We start from the raw sequence: 21,442 nt of genomic DNA, 5'->3' as shown, positions 1-21,442 counted from the left end.
CCCGGTCAGAGGCCGGCGGCCTTGCGCAGCGCGTCGTTCATGCGCCGCTGCCAGCCCGCCCCCTTGGCCCGGAAGGCCTCCACCACATCCGGGTCCAGGCGCAGGGTCACCATCTGCTTGGTCGGCGCCTTCTGCTGGCCGCGGTACCGGCGCTGCAGTTCGATGAGTTCCGGATGCACCTCGGCGGCCGGGCGCATGCGCTTCATGAATTCATCAGTCAGGGGCGGGGAATCGACCGCATCCCATGCCTCCTGGCTGATATCGTCAGGCTTTCGCTTGCTCATAGTTCCTTCTCTCCCGGCTATTCGCCCGGCGCAGACTGATGATGCGGAAGCGAGCCTCTCGCTCCGTGTAGACCAGGACGTGCAGGCGGCGACCGATGAGCCCGACGGCCACCCAGCGCGGCTCGCCATAGTCAACGCGGTTGTCCAGCCGAATAACGGAGGTCGCGAAATCAAAGCCCTCGGCGGCCTCGAAAGCCACGCCATGCTTGGTAAGATTGGCCTTGGCCTTATCCGCGTCCCAGTCGAGCACGATCGGAGTGTAACCACGATTTGGTCGCAGAGCCAGGCAAATCGTAACTACGGATCCCGGGATCCTCTCCGGGCATGACCCGCCTCCTCGTCCTGCGCCACGCGCCGACCGATTGGAACGCCGGGCGCCGCATCCAGGGCCGGGCCGATATCCCGCTGTCGGAGGCCGGGCGCGAAGCGACGGCGCAATGGCGCCTGCCGGACTGGACCGCCGGCTGGCAGGTGCTGGCCAGCCCGCTGTCCCGGGCGCTGGAGACGGCGCGGCTGCTGGGCCTGGACCCGGTGCCGGAGCCGGCGCTGACCGAGCTGGACTGGGGCGGCTGGGAAGGGCTGCGCCTGTCCGACAGGACCCGGATCGACCCGGCGGAGCTGGCCCGGCGCGAGGCGCTGGGCCTGGACTTCCGCGCCCCGGGCGGCGAGTCCTACCGCGAGTTGCAGGCCCGGCTGGCGCCGCTCTTGCTGCGGCTGGCCGCCGCGGGGCGCGACACCGTGGCCGTTTGTCATCGCGGCGTCATCCTGGCGCTCTATGCCTGCGCCGCCGATTGGACCATGATCGGCGACGCGCCGGACGGGCTGCAGTGGGGCTGCGCACACCTGTTCCGGCTGGACGATTCGGGGGCGCCGGTGATCGAGCGGCTGAACATCGCTTTGGCAGCATGAAGGTCCTGTTCCACGTTCAGCATCTGCTCGGCATCGGCCATGTCCGGCGGGCCGCGGCGATCGCCCGCGCCCTGACCGAGGCCGGCTTCGCCGTGACCGTGGCCCAGGGCGGCTTCGCCGTGCCCGGCACCGACTGGGGCGGCGCCGAGGTGGTGAAGCTGCCGCCGGTGCGGTCGGCCGACACCGGCTTCCGCACCCTGCTCGACGCCGAGGACAGGCCGATCGACGCCGGCTGGAAGAAGCGCCGCGCCGCCGAGCTGCTGGCCCTGCTGGCCCGGGCGCAGCCCGACATCCTGCTGGTCGAGACCTTTCCCTTCGGCCGCCGCGCCTTCGCCTTCGAGCTGGTGCCGATGCTGGAGATCGCGCGCCGCGCCAGCCCGCGGCCGCTGATCGCCTGCTCGGTCCGCGACATCCTGGTGGACAAGCAGGACCCGGCCAAGGTCGAGGCCATGGCCGACACCGCGCTGGCCCTGTTCGACCTGGTGCTGGTGCATGGCGACCCGGCGGTGATCCCGTTCGAGGCCAGCTTCCCGCCCGCCCCGCGGGTGGCCCGGCTGATCCGCTACACCGGCTATGTCGGCGCGCCCACGACCCGCGAGGCGCCGCCCGGCGACGGCGTCGACGAGGTGATCGTCTCGGTCGGCGGCGGTGCGGTCGGCGCCGAACTGCTGCGCACCGCCCTCGCCGCCCGCGCCCTCTCAGGCCAGGCCCGGACGCGCTGGCGCCTGCTGGCCGGGCCGGACCTGCCCGCGGGCACCGTCGCGGACCTCACCGCGGCAGCGCCGGAGGGCATGATCGTCGAGCCGGCACGGCCGGATTTCCCGAGCCTGCTGGCGCGCTGCCGCCTGTCGGTCAGCCAGGCCGGCTACAACACGGTGATGGATGTGGTGCGGGCCGGCTGCCGCGCCGTCTTCGTGCCCTTCGCCGCGGCCGGCGAGACCGAGCAGACCCGGCGGGCGGAACTGCTGGCCGCCCGCGGCCATTGTCTCGTGGTGCCGGAGGCCGGGCTGACGCCGGAGCGGCTGGCCCGGGCGGTGGACGACGCCATGGCCGCGCCCCCGCCGCCCCGCGCGGCGCTGGCGCTGGACGGCGCCCGGACCGCGGCGGCCCTCCTGCGCGACGCCGCGGAGAGACGGAGCGCCGCGTGAGGAGGATGACGGACCAGGACATCGGGGATGCGGAGCTTGCCGCGCGGGCGCGGGCTGCGGCTATAGTGCCGCTTTCGTCCGGACCGTCCCGATCCATGCCTGTGCCGACCGAGCCCCCTGCCCCGCCCCTGCCCGATTCCTGGACCAAGCTGCGGGCCGAGCTGGACCTGTGGGCCGCGTCCGGCCGCGGCGCGACGTTCTGGTGGCGCGACGACGACGCGGTGGCGCCGAGCCCGGCGCTGGACCGGCTCTTGTCCCTGGCCGCGCGCCATCGCCGATGGGTCGCGCTCGCGGTCATCCCCGCCGGGGCCGAGCCGGCGCTGGCCGTTCGCCTGGCCGGCACGCCCGCCGTGGTGATCCAGCACGGCTGGGCGCACCGGTCGCACGCGCCGGCGGGCGAGAAGAATGCCGAGCTGGGCGACCATCGCCCGGCGGAGGCCGCCCTGGCCGAGCTGGTTGCCGGCCGCAAGCGGCTGCAGGCGCTGTTCGGCGACCGCTTCCGCCCGGTGCTGGCACCGCCCTGGAACCGCATCGGCCCGCGGGTCCGCGCCCGGCTGGGCGAGGCCGGGCTGACGGTGCTGTCCGGCTTCGGCGCCCGCGACGCGGCGCCCGGCCCGGCACAGCTCAACACCCATGCCGATCCGATCGACTGGCGCGGCGGCCACGGCTTTGCCGGCATCGACCGGACGCTGGCACCGATCCTGCGCCACCTGGCCGACCGCCGCGGCGGCGCCGCCGACCCGGGGGAGCCGACCGGCCTCCTGACCCACCACCTGGCGCATGACGACGAAGGATGGATCTTTCTCGACGGCCTGCTCTCGGTCCTGAGCCGGCACCCGGCCGTGGCCTGGCCGGACCCCGACAGCCTGTTCGGAGCCCGGACATGACCGCCCACCGCTATGACATGACCGAGCTGGGGGGCGACTACGCGCGCGGCGCGGCCGGGCTGGCGCTGACCGCGCTGCCGCTGATCCTGCTGCCGATGCACTGGATCGTCGCCGTCGCCTTCGCCGCCGCGGCGCTGGTGTTCCTGGCCTTCCTGCTGCGCACCTGGCTGCGGCACCGGAGCGTGATCGAGGTCGACGACCAGGGCATCGTCGCCCACGGACCGCTCGGCACCCGCATCGCCTGGCACGACCTGTCCGGCTTCCGGCTGCGCTACTTCTCGGTCCGGCGCGACCGCCAGCGCGGCTGGATGCAGCTGGACCTGCGCGGCGGCGGCCGGCGCCTCAGGGTCGAATCCACCATCAGCGGCTTCGACGAGATCGTGTCGCGGGCGCATGACGCGGCGGTGGCCAAGGGGCTGCCGGTCGACGATTCCAGCCAGGCCAACCTGATGTCACTCGGCGTCGTCACGCCCCAGGCCGGGCTGGCCGAGCGCTGGGGCGTCCGCCCTGCCACGAATGATGGGCCCGAGGAATGAGGGCGCGGTGACCGACATCCTGCGCCTGGATGATCTGCGGATCGGCTTCGCCGTGCCCGGCGGCACGCTCGAGGCCGTGCGCGGCGTGTCGCTGCGGGTGCCGGCCGGCAAGACCGTCGCCGTGGTCGGCGAGAGCGGCTCCGGCAAGTCGGTGCTGGCCCAGTCGGTGATGGGCATCCTGCCCAGCAACGGCTGGGTCACGGGCGGCAGGATCCTGTTCAGCGACCCGGACAGGCCGGGGACGGTCGTCGACCTGGCGAAGCTGCCGCAGGAAAGCGCGGAGTACCGCGACATCCGCGGCGGCCGGATCTCGATGATCTTCCAGGAGCCGATGACCTCGCTGTCGCCGCTGCACACGGTCGGCAACCAGATCGTCGAGGCGGTGCGGCTGCACCGGCCGGTCGGACCCGCCGAGGCGCGCGATCTGGCCCGCGAGATGCTGCGGCTGACCGGATTCCCCAACCCCGCCCGGGCGCTGAAGACCTATCCGTTCGAGCTGTCCGGCGGCCTGCGCCAGCGCGCCATGATCGCGATGGCGCTGGTCTGCCGCCCCGCCCTGCTGATCGCCGACGAGCCGACCACCGCGCTGGACGTCACCATCCAGGCCCAGATCCTGAAGCTGATGCAGGACCTGCAGAGCGAGCTGGGGATGGCGATCATGATCATCACCCACGACCTCGGCATCGTCGCCAACATCGCCGACGAGGTGGTGGTGATGTACCGCGGCGAAGTGATGGAATCCGGCCCGATCGGGCCGATCTTCACCAATCCCGGCCACCCCTATCTGAAGGCGCTGCTGAGGGCGGTGCCGCGCTTCGACATGGGGCATGAGCGGCTGATGCCGATCCGCGAGATCCGGCAGGCCGACGGCCACATGCTGGGGACCGGCAAGAAGGCCTGGACCGAGGCGGCCGAGGCGGCCGGCCCGCTGCTCAAGGTCGAGGGCGTGTCGAAGACCTTCGCCATCCGCAACAGCGGCCTGTTCGGCGGCGGCCAGGAGGAGCGGATCAAGGCGGTCGACGACGTCTCCTTCGCCATCCGCCGGGGCGAGTGCCTGGGCCTCGTCGGCGAATCCGGCTGCGGCAAGACCACCCTGTCGAAGATCCTGATGCGGGCGCTGACCCCGGATGAGGGCGGCATCCGCTTCAACGACCACGGCAAGCCGGTCGACGTGCTGGCGCTGGAGGGCGAGGAGCTGAAGGCCTTCCGCCCGCGCATGCAGTTCATCTTCCAGGACCCGTTCAGCTCGCTGAACCCGCGGATGACGGTGTTCGACATCCTGACCGAGCCCCTGACCATCCACGGCATCGGCACCCCGGCCAAACGCAAGGCGATCGCCAAGGAGCTGATGGGCCTGGTCGGGCTCGACATCCGCCACCTGCAGCGCTATCCGCACAGCTTCTCCGGCGGCCAGCGGCAGCGCATCGGCATCGCCCGGGCGTTGGCGCTGCGCCCCGACCTGATCATCTGCGACGAGCCGGTCTCGGCCCTCGACGTCTCGATCCAGGCCCAGATCCTGAACCTGCTGAAGGACCTGAAGGCCCGGCTGGGCCTGACCTATCTGTTCATCAGCCACAACCTGGCGGTGGTCGACTACATCGCCGACCGGATCATGGTGATGTGCCGCGGCCGGGTGGTGGAGATGGCGCCGCGCGCCCTGCTGTTCGCCCGGCCGATGCATCCCTACACCAAGGCGCTGCTGGCCGCGGTGCCCGCCCCGGACCCGGCGCGCCGCCTGGATTTCGCGGCGCTGATGGGCGGCCGCGCCTCCGACCCCGGGGCATGGCCGGCGCCGTTCACCCTGGGGCCCGACCGGCCCGGGCGCCTGGTCGAGGTCGACAAGGGCCATTTCGTCCGCGCCACCGAGGCGCCGGCGCTGGAGCTGGTGGCATCATGACCCGCTGGCCCGGTCTTCTCCTCGCGATCCTGCTGGGCCACGCCCTGCCCGCGGCCGCCGGCCCGGCGCTGGTCGAGACGCCGCTCTACGCACAGGACGTCGCCGCCGGCAAGCTGCCGCCGGTGGCCGAGCGCGTGCCGCAGGTGCCGTCGGTGGTCGACATGGCGGCGGAGGGCAAGGAGCCGGGCCGCCAGGGCGGTGAGATATCCTGGATGGTCGCCCGCGCCCGCGACATCCGGATCATGAACACCTACGCCTATGCCCGGCTGGTCGGCTACGGCCCGGACTTCAAGCTGCATCCGGACATCCTGCAGTCGGTCGATGTCGACGGCGAGAAGGTGTTCACCCTGCACCTGCGGCCGGGCCACAGATGGTCGGACGGCCAGCCCTTCACCAGCGAGGATTTCCGCTTCTCCTGGGAAGACATGGAGCTGGACAAGGAGCTGTCGCCCTACGGCCCGGACACCCGGCTGCTGGTCGAGGGCGAGCTGCCGAAGGTCGAGTATCCGGACGCGCGGACCGTCCGCTTCTCCTGGTCCAGGCCGAACCCGGAATTCCTGCCGGCGCTCGCCGGGCCCGCGCCGCTCTACCTGTTCGCACCGGCGCATTACCTGAAGCAGTTCCACAAGAAATATGCCGATCCCAAGGTCCTGGAGACGCTGGTCAAACAGTCCGGCATGCGCAACTGGGTGGCACTGTTCAACCTGCGCAGCAAGCTGATCGACGCCGCCAATCCGGACCTGCCGCAGCTGGAGCCCTGGGTCAACACCACCAAGGCCCCGGCCGACCGCTTCGTCTTCGTCCGCAACCCCTATTACCATCGGGTCGACAGCCAGGGCCGGCAGCTGCCCTATCTCGACCGCGTCATCGTCAACGTGGTCGAAGGCTCGCTGATCCCGGCCAAGGCCGGCGCCGGCGACGCCGACCTGCAGCAGCGCGGCCTGCGCTTCGACAACATCAGCTTCCTCAAGGCCGGCCAGGCCGCCGGCCAGTACAAGGTGCGGCTGTGGACCACGGCGCTGGGGTCCGAGGTCGCCCTCTATCCGAACCTGAACTGCAACGACAAGGACTGGCGGGCGCTGAACCGGGACGTCCGCTTCCGCCGCGCGCTGTCGCTGGCGATCAACCGCGACGAGATCAACCAGGTGGTGTTCTTCGGCCTGGCCCGGCCGAGCCAGAACACGGTGCTGCCGGAATCGCCCTTCTACGACCCGGCGCTGGCGACGGAGTGGACCCGGTTCGACCTGGCCGAGGCCAACGCCCTGCTCGACGAGGCCGGCCTGTCCCGGCGCGACGGCGACGGCATCCGGCTGATGCCGAACGGCAGGCGGCTGGAGGTCGTCATCGAAAGCAACGGCGAGCGCAGCCTCGAGGCCGACATCCTGCAGCTGATCCGGGACACATGGGCCAAGATCGGCGTCGCCCTGTACACCACCCAGTCGCAGCGCGACGTGTTCCTGCAGCGGATCTTCTCCGGCGACACGGTGATGTCGGTGTGGACCGGCATCGACAACGCGCTGGTGACGCCGACGACGGTGCCGTCGGGTCTGGCGCCGGTCGACCAGAACTGGCTGCAATACCCGAAATGGGGCCAGTACGAGCAGACCCGGGGAACCGCCGGGGAGAAGCCGGACGAACCCTTCGCCGAGCAGCTGATGGCGCTGTACGAGGAATGGCGCGCCACCGCCGACAAGGACCGCCGCGACGCCATCATCCGCGACATGATCCGGATCCAATCGGACCAGGTCACCTCGATCGGCACGGTTCAGGGCGTGCTGGCCCCGGTGGTGGTCAAGAACCGGCTGCACAACGTGCCGGAGAAGGGGATCCTGTCCTGGGACCCGGGCGCCCATTTCGGCATCTATCACCCCGACAGCTTCTGGGTGGACCCGTGATGGCGGGGACGGAGATGGTCCGGGGGCGGATGCCATGCTGAGCTACATCGCCCGGCGCATCCTGGTGATGATCCCGACGCTGCTCGCGATCAGCTTCATCAGCTTCGCCATCATCCAGCTGCCGCCCGGCGACTACCTGACCACCATGGTCAACGAGCTGCGCAGCCGCGGCGAGTCGCTGGACCCCAACCAGCTGCAGTTCCTGCGGCAGAACTACGGGCTCGACCAGCCCTTCCTGCTGCAGTACCTGGCCTGGCTGGGCAACTGCCTGCGCGGCGATTTCGGCTGGTCGTTCGAATACAACATGCCGGTGACCGCGGTGGTCGGCGACCGCATGTTCCTGACCATCCTCCTGACCGTCGCCACCACGATCTTCATCTGGGTGGTGTCGTTCCCGATCGGGATCTATTCGGCGACCCACCAGTACAGCATCGGCGACTACGGGCTGACCTTCCTGGGATTCCTCGGCCTGGCGACGCCGAACTTCCTGCTGGCGCTGGTGCTGCTGTACCTGGCCAACCAGTGGTTCGGCATCTCGATCGGCGGCCTGATGGACCCGAAATACCTGGACCAGCCGATGAGCTGGGCCAAGTTCGTCTCGGTGCTGGGCCATCTCTGGGTGCCGGTGATCGTGATCGGCACCGCCGGCACCGCGGCGATGATCCGGCGGCTGCGCGCCAATCTGCTCGACGAGCTGCAGAAGCAGTACTACGTCACCGCGCTGGCCAAGGGCATGAAGCGGAACCGGGCGCTGCTGAAATACCCGCTGCGCATGGCGCTGAACCCGTTCATCGCCGATATCGGCAACATCCTGCCGCACCTGATCTCCGGCGCCACCATCGTCTCGGTGGTGCTGAACCTGCCCACTGCCGGCCCGCTGCTGCTGTCGGCGCTGCAGAGCCAGGACATGTATCTCGCCGGCTCCTTCGTGCTGTGGCTGGCGGTGCTGACGGTGATCGGCACGCTGGTCTCGGACCTGGCGCTGGCGGTGCTCGACCCCCGCATCCGCCTGTCGGGAGGGGCCGTGAAATGAGCGACGTGCCCCGCGAGCCCCGGCACTACGTCAACCCGGCGCCCTGGGACCCCTATCTCGAGGCGCCGCTGACGGCACAGCAGGAGCGCTGGTTCCTGGCGTCGCAGTGGCGGATCATGTGGTGGAAGCTGAAGCGCCACCGCCTGGCCGCGATCTCCGGCGTGGTGCTGCTGCTGGCCTATCTCTCGATCCTGGTCAGCGAGGTCCTGGCGCCCTATGGGCTGGACAGCCGCCACACCGGCCACATCTATGCGCCGCCGCAGCAGGTGCGGTTCTTCCACGAGGGCAGCTTCGTCGGCCCCTATGTCTACGGCTACCAGTACTCGCTCGACATGGAATCGATGCGGCGGGTCTACACCGAGGACCGGTCGCAGCCGCAGAAGCTGCGCTTCTTCTGCCGCGGCGACGGCTACCGGTTCTGGGGAATGGTCGAGGCCGACCTGCACCTGGTCTGCCCGCCCGAGCACGGCACCTTCTTCCTGCTCGGCACCGACCGGCTGGGCCGCGACATGCTGAGCCGCATCCTCTACGGTGCCCGCATCTCGCTGACCGTCGGGCTGCTCGGCATCACCGTCAGCTTCGTGCTCGGCATCGTCATCGGCGGCCTGGCCGGCTATTACGGCGGCTGGATCGACAATGTCGTCAACCGGCTGATCGAGGTGATCCAGAGCTTCCCGCAACTGCCGCTATGGATGGCGCTGTCGGCGGCCCTGCCCGTGACCTGGAGCCCGATCCTGGTGTTCCTGGGCATCACCATCATCCTCGGCCTGGTGGAATGGACCGGCCTGGCCCGGTCGGTGCGGTCGAAGCTGCTGGCGTTGCGCGAGGAGGATTTCTGCGTCGCCGCCCAGCTGATGGGCGCCCGGCCGCGGCGGATCATCTTCCGCCACCTGCTGCCCAGCTTCATGAGCCACCTGATCGCCTCGGCCACGCTGACCATTCCGGGCATGATCCTGGGCGAGACGGCGCTCAGCTTCCTCAATCTCGGCCTCCGGCCGCCGGTCACCAGCTGGGGCGTGCTGCTGAACGAGGCCCAGAACATCAACGTCGTGGCGCTCTATCCCTGGCTGCTGATGCCGGTGCTGCCGGTGATCATCGTGGTGCTGGCCTTCCAGTTCTTCGGCGACGGCCTGCGCGACGCCGCGGATCCCTATCGGTAGGGCGGCGCCGCCGCGCGGGACGCGCCCTGCTTACTTCAGCTCGGCATAGAGAAAGTCGATGTCGTCCTTCACCTGCTCCTTCGAGCCTACGATCACATAGATCGTATATGAATATTCTCCCTGCCCGGGATTCTGCCGGACGGACGCTACGTTCCACTTCAGAATGCCGTCATTGCTGATGATGGTGTAGTGACTGGTGGAATTGCGGTCGTAGTCTTCCGTGTATTTGATATCCGGCGTGTAGACGCCCATGGCGTATTCGCCGTCCGGCGAGGAGACGATGATGGGCCGCGTCTGCGCCCGACCCTTCGGCATCTTGTCCGGAAAGCGGCACATCTCCGGCCAGGCGCATTCGCCCTTGCCGTCATAGCCGGCCGGGGAATAGGCGAAGGATTGAGAGACCGTGCTCGTGGGCATGTAGGCCGTCAGCGGCTCGAACACCGCTTCGGTGAAGCGGAAGCTGTCCGGCACCCCGAACGTCACCTTGTACACGATGATGTTGGGGTGGCCGCGAAACCCGATGGTGATGTCCTTCGAGAAGGTGTGGTCCGACGCCTTCGAGCGGTCGCGGCTGCCGCCCACGCTCTGGAGCAATGGCTGGCCCGCCTGGTCGTTGGCGGCACGGGCACTGCTGGGCCTGTTGCTGTCGCGGAGGCAGTTTCTCCAATAGGCCGGGTGATTGGTGCTGGTCAGCCGGTTCCCCTCGGCCGAGAACGCGGTCAGCCGGCTGCTCGACTTCCCGCGCGCGTCATAGGCCGAGCCGGCCTCGGTGGGATTGTAGCACTCGCCCAGCCGGTTGAAGCTCGAGGCCGATTGCATCAGTCGGCCATGATCCGAGCTGTTGATGAACTCCTTGCCCTTCCAGGTCAGGGATTCGATCGCGCCGCCCATCCGCGTCGACGTCTTGATTTCCAGAACCGAACCGGAAACATCCGCCTTTATCGTGCCGTCGCCGCAAACGGATGCTTCGGTGCCGTCGGCACATCGCACAGGATCTTTTGCCAAAGCACTTCCGCCGGCGGCCGACAGCAGGGCCGCGCAACACGCCAGCAACAGCTTATCCCATACCATGTGCCCCTCCTCGTTTCCTGATGTCTGCTTCGAAGAGAATCGAGAGATGGTCGGTCACGATCGCGAACGATGACGGCGCGGATGCGGCATGACCGGCATCACCCGCGGCCGGCAGAGGCGGCGACGCAGGCTGCACCAACCAAGCAACGCCCGGGAACGAGGGATGGTGACTGAGGTGAAAGGCCGCAGGCCCGGCCCGCTCGATATCGGCGGCAAGCCGGGCTTTCAGAGATAGGCCAGCGGCTGGGCGGCCTTCTCCAGCCACAGGCTGGTCTCGGGGGTGCCGTCGCGCAGCGGCAGCCGGCCGACCACCGTGGCCGCCACCTTCTCGGCCATCCGCGTCGCCGCGTAGTGGCTGGCGAAGACCGGCTTGAAGCCGCCGCCGGTCAGGAGCGCCGCCACCACCTGCTGCTCGTTGTAGCCGCGCCAGCCCCATTCCTCGGGATAGGGGTCGGGCAGGCAGATGTCGTGGATGTGCACGAGCACCCCCGGCGCCAGGCAGGGCAGCACCTGGTTGACCAGGAAGTCCACATCGGTGCCGGGCATGGCGATGTGGCTCGAATCGATGAACAGGATGTCGCCTTCGGCCAGGTCGCGATACGGCTCGGTCCCCGCCTCCTGCACCGTCTGCTCGAGATGGGTGATGCCGAGATCGGCGATGCTGGCCCGTGGGGCGGGGTCGATGGCGGTGAACTCCAGCGCCAGGTCGCCGTCGACCGCCGCCCGGATCATGAAGCGGGTGGAGTGGCCGGAGCCGACCTCGACGATCCGGGCCGGCTGCCGCGCCCGCACCATGGCATAGGCCGTGGCGGCGTCGAGCCGGGCGAACCAGCCCTGGTTCCAGCGCGGCTGCGGCGGCGGCGATTCACGCTCGGTCGCGCCGATCGCGAGCAGGGCGTCGCGATAGCCTTCGATGACGTCGAGCACGGCCTGGAACACCGGCTCGGAGGAGCGGAACAGCGCCTCGTGCCCGGCATAGGGCAGGAGCGTGTCCGGCACCTCGTCGGCATAGCTGCAGGGGATGAAGAAGCCCTTCGGCTGACGGCCGAACAGCGTGGCGAGGCCCAGGCGCCAGCGTCGCAGGCGGCGGCCGAAATCGGGTGGTACTGTGTTCGGGCTCAAGGGTGCAACGTCATGCCTTCGTGCGCGACCAGCGTCCCGGGACGCCGGCGGTCGGCGGCATCCGCGATCCGGTCCAGGAACGCGTCATCGTGATTGGGATCGTGGTGGAACAGCACGACCCGGCCGACATCCGCCGCATCCGCGAGCTTGAGTGCCTCCTGCCAGGTCGAATGGCCCCAGCCGACAAATCTCGGATACTCCTCATCCGTGAACATGGCGTCATACACCATGATGTCGGCGCCGCGAACGAAATCGGCGATGACCTGGTCCACCCCGTCCGGCCGGTGCTCGGTGTCGGTGATGATGCAGATGCTCTTGCCCCCGACATCGATGCGGTAGCCGCAGGCGAGGTTCGGGTGGTTGAGCCAGCAGGTGCTGAGCTTGATGCCCGGGAAGGGCTCCATCGGGGTGCCGCAGTCGAAATCGTGATACTCGCAATCCTGGAAAACGCCGATCGGCACCGGGAACAGCGGCGCCATCATCGTCTCGCACAACACCGAATAGATTGATTTGTTCTGCGGTTTCAGGTGGCCGGCCCAGAAACGCACCTTGCGGCCCTTGGCGTAGGCCGGCTTGAAGAACGGCACGCCGCAGACATGGTCCCAATGGGTGTGGGTGAAGAACACGTCGACATCCGGCCGACCCTCCTCCATCAGCCGGTGGCCGAGGTCGCGCAGGCCCGTGCCGCCATCGATGACCAGGAGGTCGTCGCCGCGACGGATCTCGATGCAGCTCGTGTTCCCGCCGTAGCGCATGTTGCAGGAGGCCGGGCAGGCGATGCTGCCGCGAACACCCCAGAACCGGAGCATAAGGTCGCTCGTCTTCGCCATAGGCGCGTCAGTCTGACTCTCGGCGCGCGGGAAACCATCCGTCACGTCCGAGGACGCCGGCGGAGGAAACTGTCGCGCACCGAGTCGCACGAGTCGAGAAAAAAGGTCTTTTCGACATATTGATGATGAAACACGGCCGAGGCCCCGTGTCTGTGTCGCCCGTCACAGGATGCGGCGCCGGCCTCACTGCCCCTTCTCCTCGCCCGGCGCCGGGCCGCCCAGGGCGTATCCGCCGGGGACGGTCAGCAGCAGCGCCGGCCGTGCCGGGTCGGCCTCGATCTTGCGCCGCAGGCGATAGATATGGGTCTCCACCGTGTGGGTGGCGACCCCCGAGGCATAGCCCCAGACGGCGTCGAGCAGGGCGTCGCGCGACACCGTCGCGCCGTCCTGCCGCCGCAGGTGGCGCAGGATCTCCGCCTCCTTGGCGGTCAGCCGGATCTCCCGGCCGTCGCCCGCGTGGATCAGGCGCAGGCCGGTGGGGTCGAAGCGGTAGGGGCCGAGATCCGGATCCGGCCGCGCCTGGCCGCGCCGCGCCAGGGCGGCCCGCAGGCTGGTCAGCAGCACGCCGATCCGGATCGGCGGGCGCAGCGTCGCATCGGCGTCGGCGAAGCGGTCGGCCCGGTCGCCGATGGCCAGGATCGGCCCGGCCAGGCCGAACCCGCGCAGCCGGCCGCACAGCGTCTCCGGCGCCGGCCCGCCGCCGTCCTCCGCCCCGTCGAGGATGGCGTCATCGATGATCGCGGCGGCGAACCCGCCGCCGCTGGCCGCCGCCCGGGCAACCGCCGCCTCGGCCGCCGCCGCCTCCGCCACCGCCGTGGCGGCGAAATCGGCCGACGCCGCGAACTGCTCGCCGAGGAGCGCACGCAACGCGCTGTTGCCGCAGGCGAGAAGAAGCCGTTTTCTGGCGTCGCCGGTGTCGGGTGCGTCGGTGTCGGATGCGGTGGCCATGGGCGGGCAATCTAGCACGACCGCCGGAGATGGCGACCGAGAGGAGGCGAAGCGGTGGAGGTTGTGGTCTTGCCGGAGGGATGGATCGACTGGGGGGCCGGCCGGCGGGCCTGCGCCCTGGGCAAGGGCGGCGTGCGGACGGACAAGCGCGAGGGCGACGGGGCGACGCCGGCCGGACGGTTCCCGCTGCGCCGGGTGCTGTACCGGCCGGACCGCGGCCCCGCCCCGGCGACCGCCCTGCCCTGCGCCGCGATCGCCCCCGGGGACGGCTGGTGCGACGACCCGGCGGACGCGGCCTACAACCGGCCGGTCCGCCTGCCCTGCCCCGCCCGGCACGAGCGGATGTGGCGGGACGACGCGCTCTACGACCTGGTGATCGTGATCGGCCACAACGACGACCCGCCGGTCGCCGGCCTGGGCAGCGCCGTCTTCATCCATCTGGCGCGGCCGGACCGGAGCCCCACCGAGGGCTGCGTCGCCCTGTCCCGGGCCGACATGCTCGAGCTGCTGGCCGCCGCAGCGCCCGGCGACGTGCTGGTGGTCAGGGGGCCGGCGGCCGCTCCGGGTTGACCCGGGAACCGAACAGGGCGGTGCCGACCCGGACATGGGTGGCGCCGTAGCGCACCGCCGTCTCGAAATCGTCGCTCATGCCCATGCTCAGCACCGGCAGGCCCAGCCGCGCGGCCAGGTCGGCCAGCAGCGCGAAATGCAGGGCCGGCGGCTCCTCCACCGGCGGGATGCACATCAGGCCGCGGACCGCGAGGCCGCATTCCTCGGCGCACAGGCGGTAGAAGCCCTCGGTCTCGCGCGGCGCCACGCCGGCCTTCTGCGGCTCCTCGCCGGTGTTGACCTGGATCAGGCAGTCGAGCGCGCGGCCGGCCGCCGCCATCGCCTCGGCCAGGCTGCGCGCCAGCTTCGGCCGGTCGACCGTCTCGATCACGTCGAACAGCCGCACCGCATCCTTGGCCTTGTTGGTCTGCAAGGGCCCGATCAGCCGCAGCTGCAGGTCCGGCCGGGCTGCGCGGCGCTCGGCCCAGCGAGCCTGCGCCTCCTGCACCCGGTTCTCGCCGAACACGCGCTGGCCGGCGGCGAGCGCGGCCTCGATGCGGTCCTCCGGCTGGATCTTGGAGACGGCGACGAGGGTGACCGCGGCGGGGTCGCCGCCGGCGGCCCGGGCGGCGGCCTCGATCCGCGATCGGAGCGAGGCGATGGAGTCGGCGAGCGTGGTCATGCCGCGAGAATCCCGCACGACGAGGTCGGATTGCAACGCCCGCGGCACGGGTGCCGTCCGACGCCATGGCCCGTGGCCCGGCTTCGCAGCCGGCGCGAGGCGGCGGACCCGGCAGGTGTGACGGCCGTCATAGTGCGACAATCCGGCACAACGATGCGGGATTGCAACGCCCGTGCCCGGCGGCGCCGTTGATACCGCTCCTCGCCGGCCGGGCGATACGGCGGGAAAGCCGTCCGGCATGCACCGATTTGTCCGCCTTCGCGGCCGTCGGGATCCCGACCGGAAAACCCGCTCCGGCAGCATGTTGCAATTGCGGCACACGTCCGAGCTTTTGTGACTTCTGTGCAACTTGCGCATTGTCGGCTGGCATGGCTGCCCCGTATAACCTGCAGATCGATGCCATTCGCACCCTGGCTGGTGGTGTCGTCTTCGAGGGGACTTCTAAGGGACATCCGGCCGCTCGGCCGCGTTAGGAGGTTAGGAATGAAGAAGATTCTGCTGGGTGGGACGGCGTTGGTCGCCGCCGCGCTCGCGGCCGCGGCGCCGGCGTCTGCGGAAGACGCGGCGGTGACGTCCGGCCTGAGCCTGAAGATCAGCGGCTTCGTCGCCTGGGAGGCCGGGCTGATCATCGGTTCGACCGACGACGACCGCGACCGCGAGTACGACTTCAACTCGAACGGCCGTCTGCAGTTCGACATCAAGAACGTCACGGATTCCGGCCTGGAATACGGCGCCCGCATCCGTATGAACAACGTCAACCGTCGCCAGGACGTCACGGTCGACCGCCAGTACGTCTATTTGAAGGGTGAGTTTGGTACCCTCACCCTCGGTGATTCGCCACAGGTGGCCGGGGATTTCGGCTATTTCTTCGCGCCCGACGACATGCTGAACGCGCAGGGCGGCTACGGCGACAACCTGGACGGCAACTACCGCTACGGCGGCGGTGACTTCTTCTCGCTCGACCCGACCTATCATTCGGGCCTGGATAAGAGCACCAGCATCAAGTACTCCTCGCCGAGCATCGGCGGCTTCATCTTCGCCGTCGGCTTCACCCCGGTGATCTCCGACAGCAAAGATCTCAGCAACGGCACCCAGGGCCGGAACGACCTGTTCAACGGCGGCCAGGTCTACGAGAACGCGATCAGCGGCGGCGTAGGCTACGAGGGCGAGTTCGACGGCACCAGCGTCAAGGTCCGCGGCACCGCCAGCTATGCCAACGGCATCGACAACCACTTCGACCTCGAGACCTACAGCGCCGGCGCCCAGGTCGGCTTCGGCGGCATCGTCGGCAGCCTCGTCTGGGTCGGCACGCCGAGCGGCTTCGGCGTGGGTGTAACCGACAAGAATGTCGACACCATCGGTCTCGGCCTGGGTTACAGTTGGGGCGCCCTCAACTTCGGTCTCGGCTATGCCTACACCTGGGCCGCCAAGAACAACGATTTGTCCGGCACCGGCGGTGACGACAAGTTCGACCTGAAGGACAACCACGTCGCGGTCGCGACCGTGAACTATACCCTGGCGCCGGGCCTGAACACCTACGCCGAGGTGATCTACGAGATCCAGAACTTCCGCAAGCAGGAGGTCAACGGCGTCGTCACGAACGACAAGACCGAGTGGGAGCAGGCGACGTTCCTGACCGGCGTCTCTGTCTCGTTCTGATCGAACCGATAAAAAGCTAGCCTTCGAGAGGGGAGCGGCTATCATGCCGCTCCCTTTTTCTATCTGGCCCCGCCCATGCCGCCGAGAGTCCTGATCGCCCTGACGACGGTTGCCCTTTCGCTTGCCGCCTGTTCCGACGACGGCGTCAAGGTCGGACCGAGCCCGGAGCTGGGTCCATCCCGCGAGCGCACCCCGACCCAGAGCGTCTTCGGCGAAGGCGGCCTGAGCTTCGGGGCCGGCGCCGACCAGAAGAAGGATCTCGGCGAGGGGGCCGTCCTCGGCGTCAACGCCTATCTGTGGCGGGCCAGCCTGGACACCGTGTCCTTCATGCCGATCACCAGCGCCGACCCGTTCGGCGGCACCATCGTGACCGACTGGTACACGGCGCCGAACGCGCCCAACGAGCGCTACAAGCTGAACGTCTACATCCTCGGCCGCGAGCTGCGCTCCGACGGCGTGCGGGTCAGCGTGTTCCGCCAGGTCCAGGGCCGGGGCGGCTGGGCGGATTCGCCGGCCCCCACGACCATGGCCAGCGCGCTCGAGGACACCATCCTGACCAAGGCCCGCCAGCTGCGCATCACCGGGCTCGAGCAATCGCCCCCGCAGTGATCCCGGCCTCGCCGGCCTGACCTGCTGTCTTCTGGGCGCCGCGGGATTGATCCCCGGCGCCCTTTCCCTGTAAATGCCTGGGTTCGCAGGCACAGAGACCGAGATGTCCCGCTACAACCACCGAGAGACTGAAGCGCAGTGGCAGGCCGTGTGGCGGGACCGCGGCACCTTCCGGCTCGAGACGCTCGGCGACCGGCCGAAATACTATGTGCTGGAGATGTTCCCCTATCCCTCGGGGCGCATCCATATGGGCCATGTCCGCAACTACACGCTGGGCGACGTGGTGGCGCGGCATCGCCGGGCCCTGGGCTTCGACGTGCTGCACCCGATGGGCTGGGACGCCTTCGGCCTGCCGGCGGAGAACGCGGCGATCGAGCGCGGCGCCCATCCGGCCGCCTGGACCTACGAGAACATCGCGGCGATGCGCGGCCAACTGCAGTCGATGGGGCTGTCGCTGGACTGGGACCGCGAGATCGCGACCTGCCATCCGGACTATTACCGCCACGAACAGAAGATGTTCCTGGACTTCCTGGCGGCGGGCCTGGCCTACCGCAAGGAATCCTGGGTCAACTGGGACCCGGTCGAGAACACCGTCCTGGCCAATGAGCAGGTGATCGACGGCCGCGGCTGGCGCTCCGGCGCCCTGGTCGAGCGCCGCCGCCTGAACCAGTGGTTCCTGCGCATCACCGAATACGCCGACGACCTGCTGGCGGCGCTGCCGACGCTGGAGCGCTGGCCCGAGCGCGTGCGGCTGATGCAGGAGAACTGGATCGGCCGGTCGGTCGGCGCCCGCGTCACCTTCCCGCTGCAGGGGCGAGACGACGGGCTGGAGATCTTCACCACCCGGCCGGACACGCTGTTCGGCGCCAGCTTCTGCGCCGTGTCGCCCGACCACCCGCTGGCCGACGAGATCGGCCGCGCCGACCCGGCCGTCGCCGAGTTCGTCGCCGAATGCCGCCGCAGCGGCACCAGCGAGGCGGCGATCGAGACGCAGGAGAAGCGCGGCATCGACACCGGGCTGCGCGCCGTCCATCCGCTGGACCCGAGCGTCACCGTGCCGGTCTATGTCGCCAATTTCGTGCTGATGGAATACGGCACCGGCGCCATCTTCGGCTGCCCGGCCCACGACCAGCGCGACTTCGACTTCGCCCGCGCCTACGGCCTGCCGATCACGCCGGTGCTGTGGCCGGCCGGCGGCGACCGGCCGGACGGCGCCGCCCTGGCCGAGGCGATGGTGCTGGCCGACGGCATTTTCGCCTACGACCTGGGCCCGCTGACGCCGGACCGCCCGGTGTCGGTGGACGAGGCCAAGGACATCGCCATCGCCGCCCTGCAGCAGCGCAAGGCGGGGGAGGGCACGGTGCGCTACCGGCTGCGCGACTGGGGCGTGTCGCGCCAGCGCTACTGGGGCTGCCCGATCCCGATCATCCATTGCGAGAAATGCGGCATCGTGCCGGTGCCGGAGGACCAGTTGCCGGTGACGCTGCCGGAGGACGTGACCTTCGACCAGCCGGGCAACCCGCTGGACCGGCACCCGACCTGGAAGCATGTCGCCTGCCCGACCTGCGGCGGTGCTGCGCGGCGCGAGACCGACACCTTCGACACCTTCTTCGAATCCTCCTGGTACTTCGCGCGCTTCTGCTCGCCGCGGGCCGAGGGCGCCTTCGACCGGGCCGCGGTCGACCGCTGGCTGCCGGTGGACCAGTATGTCGGCGGCATCGAGCATGCGGTGCTGCACCTGCTGTACTCGCGCTTCTTCGTCCGGGCGCTGAAGCGCTGCGGCTATCTGGGCATCGACGAGCCCTTCGCCGGGCTGTTCACCCAGGGCATGGTCACGCATCAGACCTATCGCGACGCCCATGGCGCCTGGCTGTACCCGACCGAGGTCGGCCGCGACGACCAGGGCGTGTGGACGACGCTGGCCGGCGGCGCGGCGGTCACCGCCGGCCGCATCGAGAAGATGTCGAAGTCCAAGCGCAACACGGTCGACCCGCAGCTGATCATCGACACCTACGGCGCCGATGCGGCGCGGCTGTTCATCCTGTCGGACAGCCCGCCGGACCGCGACATGGAGTGGACCGAGGCCGGCATCGAAGGCGCCTGGCGCTATCTGCAGCAGCTGTGGCGCCTGATCACCGAGACCCCGGCGGCGCTGCCCGCCGCCGGGTCGCCGCCGCCGAACGGCTTCAGCCCCGCGGCCGAAGGGCTGCGCCGGGCGCTGCACAAGACCATCGCCGGCGTCGGCGAGGACCTGGAGCGGTTCCACTTCAACAAGGCCGTGGCCCGGATCCGCGAACTGACCAACCTGATCGGCAAGATCGCCGGAGAGTCGGGGGGCGCGGGGCAGGGCGAGGCCTGGGCGCTGCGAGAGGCCTTCGACGGCGTGGTCCGGCTGATCGGCCCGATGGTGCCGCATATCGGCGAAGCGCTGTGGCAGCATCTGGGCCATGACGGCCTCCTGGCCGACGCGCCCTGGCCGGAGGCCGACCCGGCGCTGCTGGTCGAGGACACGGCCAAGGTCGCGGTCCAGGTCAACGGCAAGCTGCGCGCCACCGTCGTGCTGCCGCGCGACGCCGACGAGGCGACCGCGCGCGAGGCCGCGCTGGCCGACGCCAATGTCGCCCGGGCCCTGGAGGGCCGCACCGTCCGCAAGGTCATCGTCATCCCGAACAGGATCGTCAATGTCGTCGGCTAAGTCCTGGGCTAAACGCGCAGCGCCGCTGCTGCTGATCCTCGCGCTCGGGGCCTGCGGGCTGCGGCCGCTCTACGGCACCAACTCGGTCGGCACGGCCATGTCCGACCGGCTGGGGCAGGTCAATGTCGGCATCATCGGCGACCGGTCGGGCCAGATCCTGCGCACCGAGCTGATCCGGACGCTCAATCCGCAGGGCCGTCCGGCCCAGCCGGCCTACGACCTCGGCGTGGCGCTCGCCGAATCGCAGCAGGACGTGAACCTGATCAGCGACCTGACCACGACCCGCAAGAACCTGACGATGACGGCCAGCTTCGTGCTGACCGACCGCAAGACCGGCCAGCCGGTCTTCTCCGATTCGGTCAGCGAGATCACCAGCTTCAACGTCCTGGCCGACCAGTACACGACCCTGGTCGGCGAGCGCGATGCCCGCGAGCGGGCGCTGCGCTCGCTCGGCGAGGACATCCGCACCCGCCTCGCGCTCTATTTCGACCGGCATCCGTGAAGCTGCCGCCGAACCGGATCGACAGCTTCGTCCGGCGGCCCGATCCCGGCATCCGCGCGGTGCTGCTGTACGGCCCGGATGCCGGCGCCGTACGCGACCATGCCGACACGCTGGCGCGCGGCGTGATCGACCCGCCGACCGACCCGTTCCGCGTCGCCGAACTGGCCTCGGCCGAGATCGGCCGCGACCCGGCCCGGCTGGTCGACGAGGTCTTCGCCCTGTCGCTGATCGGCGGCCGCCGCCTGGTGCGGGTGCGAGACGCGTCCGATGCGGTGGCGCCGGCGCTGGAGGCCGTCCTGAAGGGCGGCGAGACCGACACGCTGGTGGTGCTGGAGGCGGATGAGCTGACGCCGCGCTCGGCCCTGCGCAAGCTCGCGGAAGGGGCGGAGGGCGCGGCCGCCATCGCCTGCTACATGCCGGACGAGGAGGCGATCGGCCGCTTCATCCATCGCCTGCTGGCCGAGGCCAAGGTCTCGGCCGATGGCGAGGCCGAGCAGCTGCTGGCCGCGTCGCTGGTGGGCGACCGCCAGATCGCCCGGCGCGAGGTCGAGAAGCTGATCGCCTATGTCGGGGAGAGGGGGCGCGTCGATCTCGAGGCGGTGCGCGCCTGCATCGGCGACGCCACCGAACGGTCGCTGGACGACCTGGCCATGGCGGTGGCCGACGGCGACTTGGCCGGCCTCGACCGCGCGCTGAACCGGCTGCTGTCGGAGGGCGGCGAGGCGATCGGAATCTTGCGCGCGGTGCAGCGCCACTTCCTGCGGCTGCACCAGCTGGCGGTGATGATCGACAGCGGCGACGCGCCGGATGCGGCGATGGCGTCGCTGCGGCCGCCGGTGTTCTTCAAGGCCAAGGCGGCGATCCGCGGCCAGGTGCGACGCTGGAACCAGGGCCAGATCGGGGAGGCGCTGCGCCGCCTGATCGAGGCCGAGGCCGAGTGCAAGCGCACCGGCCGCCCGCCGGAGACCGTCTGCGCCGCCACCCTGCTGCGCATCGCGCGGGCCGTGGCGCGGAAAGGGTAGAGTA

Annotated in this window: 21 protein-coding genes; 14 read left to right on the top strand and 7 right to left on the bottom strand. The window is 70.0% G+C overall.

Annotated features, from left to right (window positions below; genetic code table 11):
- Window positions 1-5 precede the first annotated feature (5 nt).
- Both ACFW16_RS02180 and ACFW16_RS02175 read right to left on the bottom strand, forming a co-directional pair.
- Window positions 6-284 (bottom strand): BrnA antitoxin family protein, encoded by a 279-nt coding sequence (locus ACFW16_RS02180; RefSeq protein ID WP_380301398.1) that lies wholly within the window; start codon window positions 282-284, stop codon window positions 6-8.
- The gene (locus tag ACFW16_RS02175; RefSeq protein WP_380301396.1) at window positions 265-534 is read right to left on the bottom strand and encodes a BrnT family toxin; all 270 of its coding nucleotides are present in this window, start codon (window positions 532-534) and stop codon (window positions 265-267) included. The genes ACFW16_RS02180 and ACFW16_RS02175 overlap by 20 nt, the downstream gene beginning before the upstream one ends.
- A gap of 74 nt (window positions 535-608) precedes the next feature.
- Here ACFW16_RS02175 and ACFW16_RS02170 point away from each other — a divergent pair, with 74 nt between their 5' ends.
- The 8 genes from ACFW16_RS02170 to ACFW16_RS02135 all read left to right on the top strand — a co-directional run bounded on the left by ACFW16_RS02170 (window position 609) and on the right by ACFW16_RS02135 (window position 9,749).
- Window positions 609-1,193: a histidine phosphatase family protein gene (locus ACFW16_RS02170; protein ID WP_380301394.1), complete on the top strand. Its 585-nt coding sequence runs from the start codon at window positions 609-611 to the stop codon at window positions 1,191-1,193.
- Window positions 1,190-2,341: a glycosyltransferase family protein gene (locus ACFW16_RS02165; RefSeq protein ID WP_380301392.1), complete on the top strand. Its 1,152-nt coding sequence runs from the start codon at window positions 1,190-1,192 to the stop codon at window positions 2,339-2,341. The genes ACFW16_RS02170 and ACFW16_RS02165 overlap by 4 nt, the downstream gene beginning before the upstream one ends.
- Before the next feature lie 95 nt (window positions 2,342-2,436).
- A complete protein-coding gene (locus tag ACFW16_RS02160) occupies window positions 2,437-3,228 on the top strand; it encodes a polysaccharide deacetylase family protein (RefSeq protein ID WP_380301390.1) in 792 nt (263 codons plus the stop codon).
- Window positions 3,225-3,764, top strand: a complete 540-nt coding sequence (locus ACFW16_RS02155; RefSeq protein WP_380301388.1) for a hypothetical protein — start codon at window positions 3,225-3,227, stop codon at window positions 3,762-3,764. Before ACFW16_RS02160 ends, ACFW16_RS02155 begins: the two co-directional genes overlap by 4 nt.
- 7 nt (window positions 3,765-3,771) lie before the next feature.
- The gene (locus ACFW16_RS02150; protein WP_380301386.1) at window positions 3,772-5,661 is read left to right on the top strand and encodes a dipeptide ABC transporter ATP-binding protein; all 1,890 of its coding nucleotides are present in this window, start codon (window positions 3,772-3,774) and stop codon (window positions 5,659-5,661) included.
- Window positions 5,658-7,556: an ABC transporter substrate-binding protein gene (locus tag ACFW16_RS02145; RefSeq protein WP_380301384.1), complete on the top strand. Its 1,899-nt coding sequence runs from the start codon at window positions 5,658-5,660 to the stop codon at window positions 7,554-7,556. The genes ACFW16_RS02150 and ACFW16_RS02145 overlap by 4 nt, the downstream gene beginning before the upstream one ends.
- 34 nt (window positions 7,557-7,590) lie before the next feature.
- Window positions 7,591-8,589 (top strand): ABC transporter permease, encoded by a 999-nt coding sequence (locus ACFW16_RS02140; protein WP_380301382.1) that lies wholly within the window; start codon window positions 7,591-7,593, stop codon window positions 8,587-8,589.
- Entirely contained in the window at window positions 8,586-9,749 is a 1,164-nt protein-coding gene (locus tag ACFW16_RS02135; RefSeq protein ID WP_380301380.1) for an ABC transporter permease, read from the top strand. Before ACFW16_RS02140 ends, ACFW16_RS02135 begins: the two co-directional genes overlap by 4 nt.
- 30 nt (window positions 9,750-9,779) lie before the next feature.
- On the opposite strand, the gene ACFW16_RS02130 is transcribed toward ACFW16_RS02135, so the two are convergent.
- The 4 genes from ACFW16_RS02130 to ACFW16_RS02115 all read right to left on the bottom strand — a co-directional run bounded on the left by ACFW16_RS02130 (window position 9,780) and on the right by ACFW16_RS02115 (window position 13,720).
- Window positions 9,780-10,820, bottom strand: coding sequence for a hypothetical protein (locus tag ACFW16_RS02130; protein WP_380301378.1), 1,041 nt, complete (start codon window positions 10,818-10,820; stop codon window positions 9,780-9,782).
- A gap of 225 nt (window positions 10,821-11,045) precedes the next feature.
- Window positions 11,046-11,942, bottom strand: coding sequence for a class I SAM-dependent methyltransferase (locus ACFW16_RS02125; protein WP_380301376.1), 897 nt, complete (start codon window positions 11,940-11,942; stop codon window positions 11,046-11,048).
- Window positions 11,939-12,751 carry an MBL fold metallo-hydrolase gene (locus tag ACFW16_RS02120; RefSeq protein WP_380301374.1) on the bottom strand — a complete coding sequence of 271 codons (813 nt, stop codon included), beginning with the start codon at window positions 12,749-12,751 and terminating at the stop codon, window positions 11,939-11,941. Before ACFW16_RS02120 ends, ACFW16_RS02125 begins: the two co-directional genes overlap by 4 nt.
- Before the next feature lie 204 nt (window positions 12,752-12,955).
- Window positions 12,956-13,720, bottom strand: coding sequence for a winged helix-turn-helix domain-containing protein (locus ACFW16_RS02115; protein ID WP_380301372.1), 765 nt, complete (start codon window positions 13,718-13,720; stop codon window positions 12,956-12,958).
- Window positions 13,721-13,774: 54 nt separating this feature from the next.
- On the opposite strand from ACFW16_RS02115, the gene ACFW16_RS02110 reads away from it, so the two are divergent.
- On the top strand, window positions 13,775-14,290 hold the full coding sequence (locus tag ACFW16_RS02110) for a L,D-transpeptidase (RefSeq protein WP_380301370.1): 516 nt from the start codon (window positions 13,775-13,777) through the stop codon (window positions 14,288-14,290).
- Here ACFW16_RS02110 and ACFW16_RS02105 read toward each other — a convergent pair.
- Window positions 14,262-14,951 (bottom strand): YggS family pyridoxal phosphate-dependent enzyme, encoded by a 690-nt coding sequence (locus ACFW16_RS02105; protein WP_380301368.1) that lies wholly within the window; start codon window positions 14,949-14,951, stop codon window positions 14,262-14,264. The genes ACFW16_RS02110 and ACFW16_RS02105 overlap by 29 nt on opposite strands.
- Before the next feature lie 483 nt (window positions 14,952-15,434).
- Here ACFW16_RS02105 and ACFW16_RS02100 point away from each other — a divergent pair, with 483 nt between their 5' ends.
- The 5 genes from ACFW16_RS02100 (at window position 15,435) to holA (ending at window position 21,438) form a co-directional block, all read left to right on the top strand.
- Window positions 15,435-16,610 carry a porin gene (locus tag ACFW16_RS02100; protein ID WP_380301366.1) on the top strand — a complete coding sequence of 392 codons (1,176 nt, stop codon included), beginning with the start codon at window positions 15,435-15,437 and terminating at the stop codon, window positions 16,608-16,610.
- Window positions 16,611-16,685: 75 nt separating this feature from the next.
- The gene (locus ACFW16_RS02095) at window positions 16,686-17,219 is read left to right on the top strand and encodes a DUF3576 domain-containing protein (protein WP_380301364.1); all 534 of its coding nucleotides are present in this window, start codon (window positions 16,686-16,688) and stop codon (window positions 17,217-17,219) included.
- Window positions 17,220-17,322: 103 nt separating this feature from the next.
- Complete coding sequence (gene leuS / locus ACFW16_RS02090; RefSeq protein WP_380301362.1) at window positions 17,323-19,914, top strand: leucine--tRNA ligase; 2,592 nt, start codon at window positions 17,323-17,325, stop codon at window positions 19,912-19,914.
- Entirely contained in the window at window positions 19,901-20,416 is a 516-nt protein-coding gene (gene lptE, locus ACFW16_RS02085) for an LPS assembly lipoprotein LptE (protein ID WP_380301361.1), read from the top strand. The genes leuS and lptE overlap by 14 nt, the downstream gene beginning before the upstream one ends.
- Window positions 20,413-21,438, top strand: a complete 1,026-nt coding sequence (gene holA / locus ACFW16_RS02080; protein ID WP_380301359.1) for a DNA polymerase III subunit delta — start codon at window positions 20,413-20,415, stop codon at window positions 21,436-21,438. The genes lptE and holA overlap by 4 nt, the downstream gene beginning before the upstream one ends.
- Window positions 21,439-21,442 lie beyond the last annotated feature (4 nt).

It is taken from the genome of Inquilinus sp. NPDC058860, assembly GCF_042743185.1.
In the GTDB taxonomy this organism is placed as follows: domain Bacteria; phylum Pseudomonadota; class Alphaproteobacteria; order DSM-16000; family Inquilinaceae; genus Inquilinus.
Note: the sequence above shows the minus strand (reverse complement) of the source record. Positions and strands in the feature narration are given on the sequence as shown.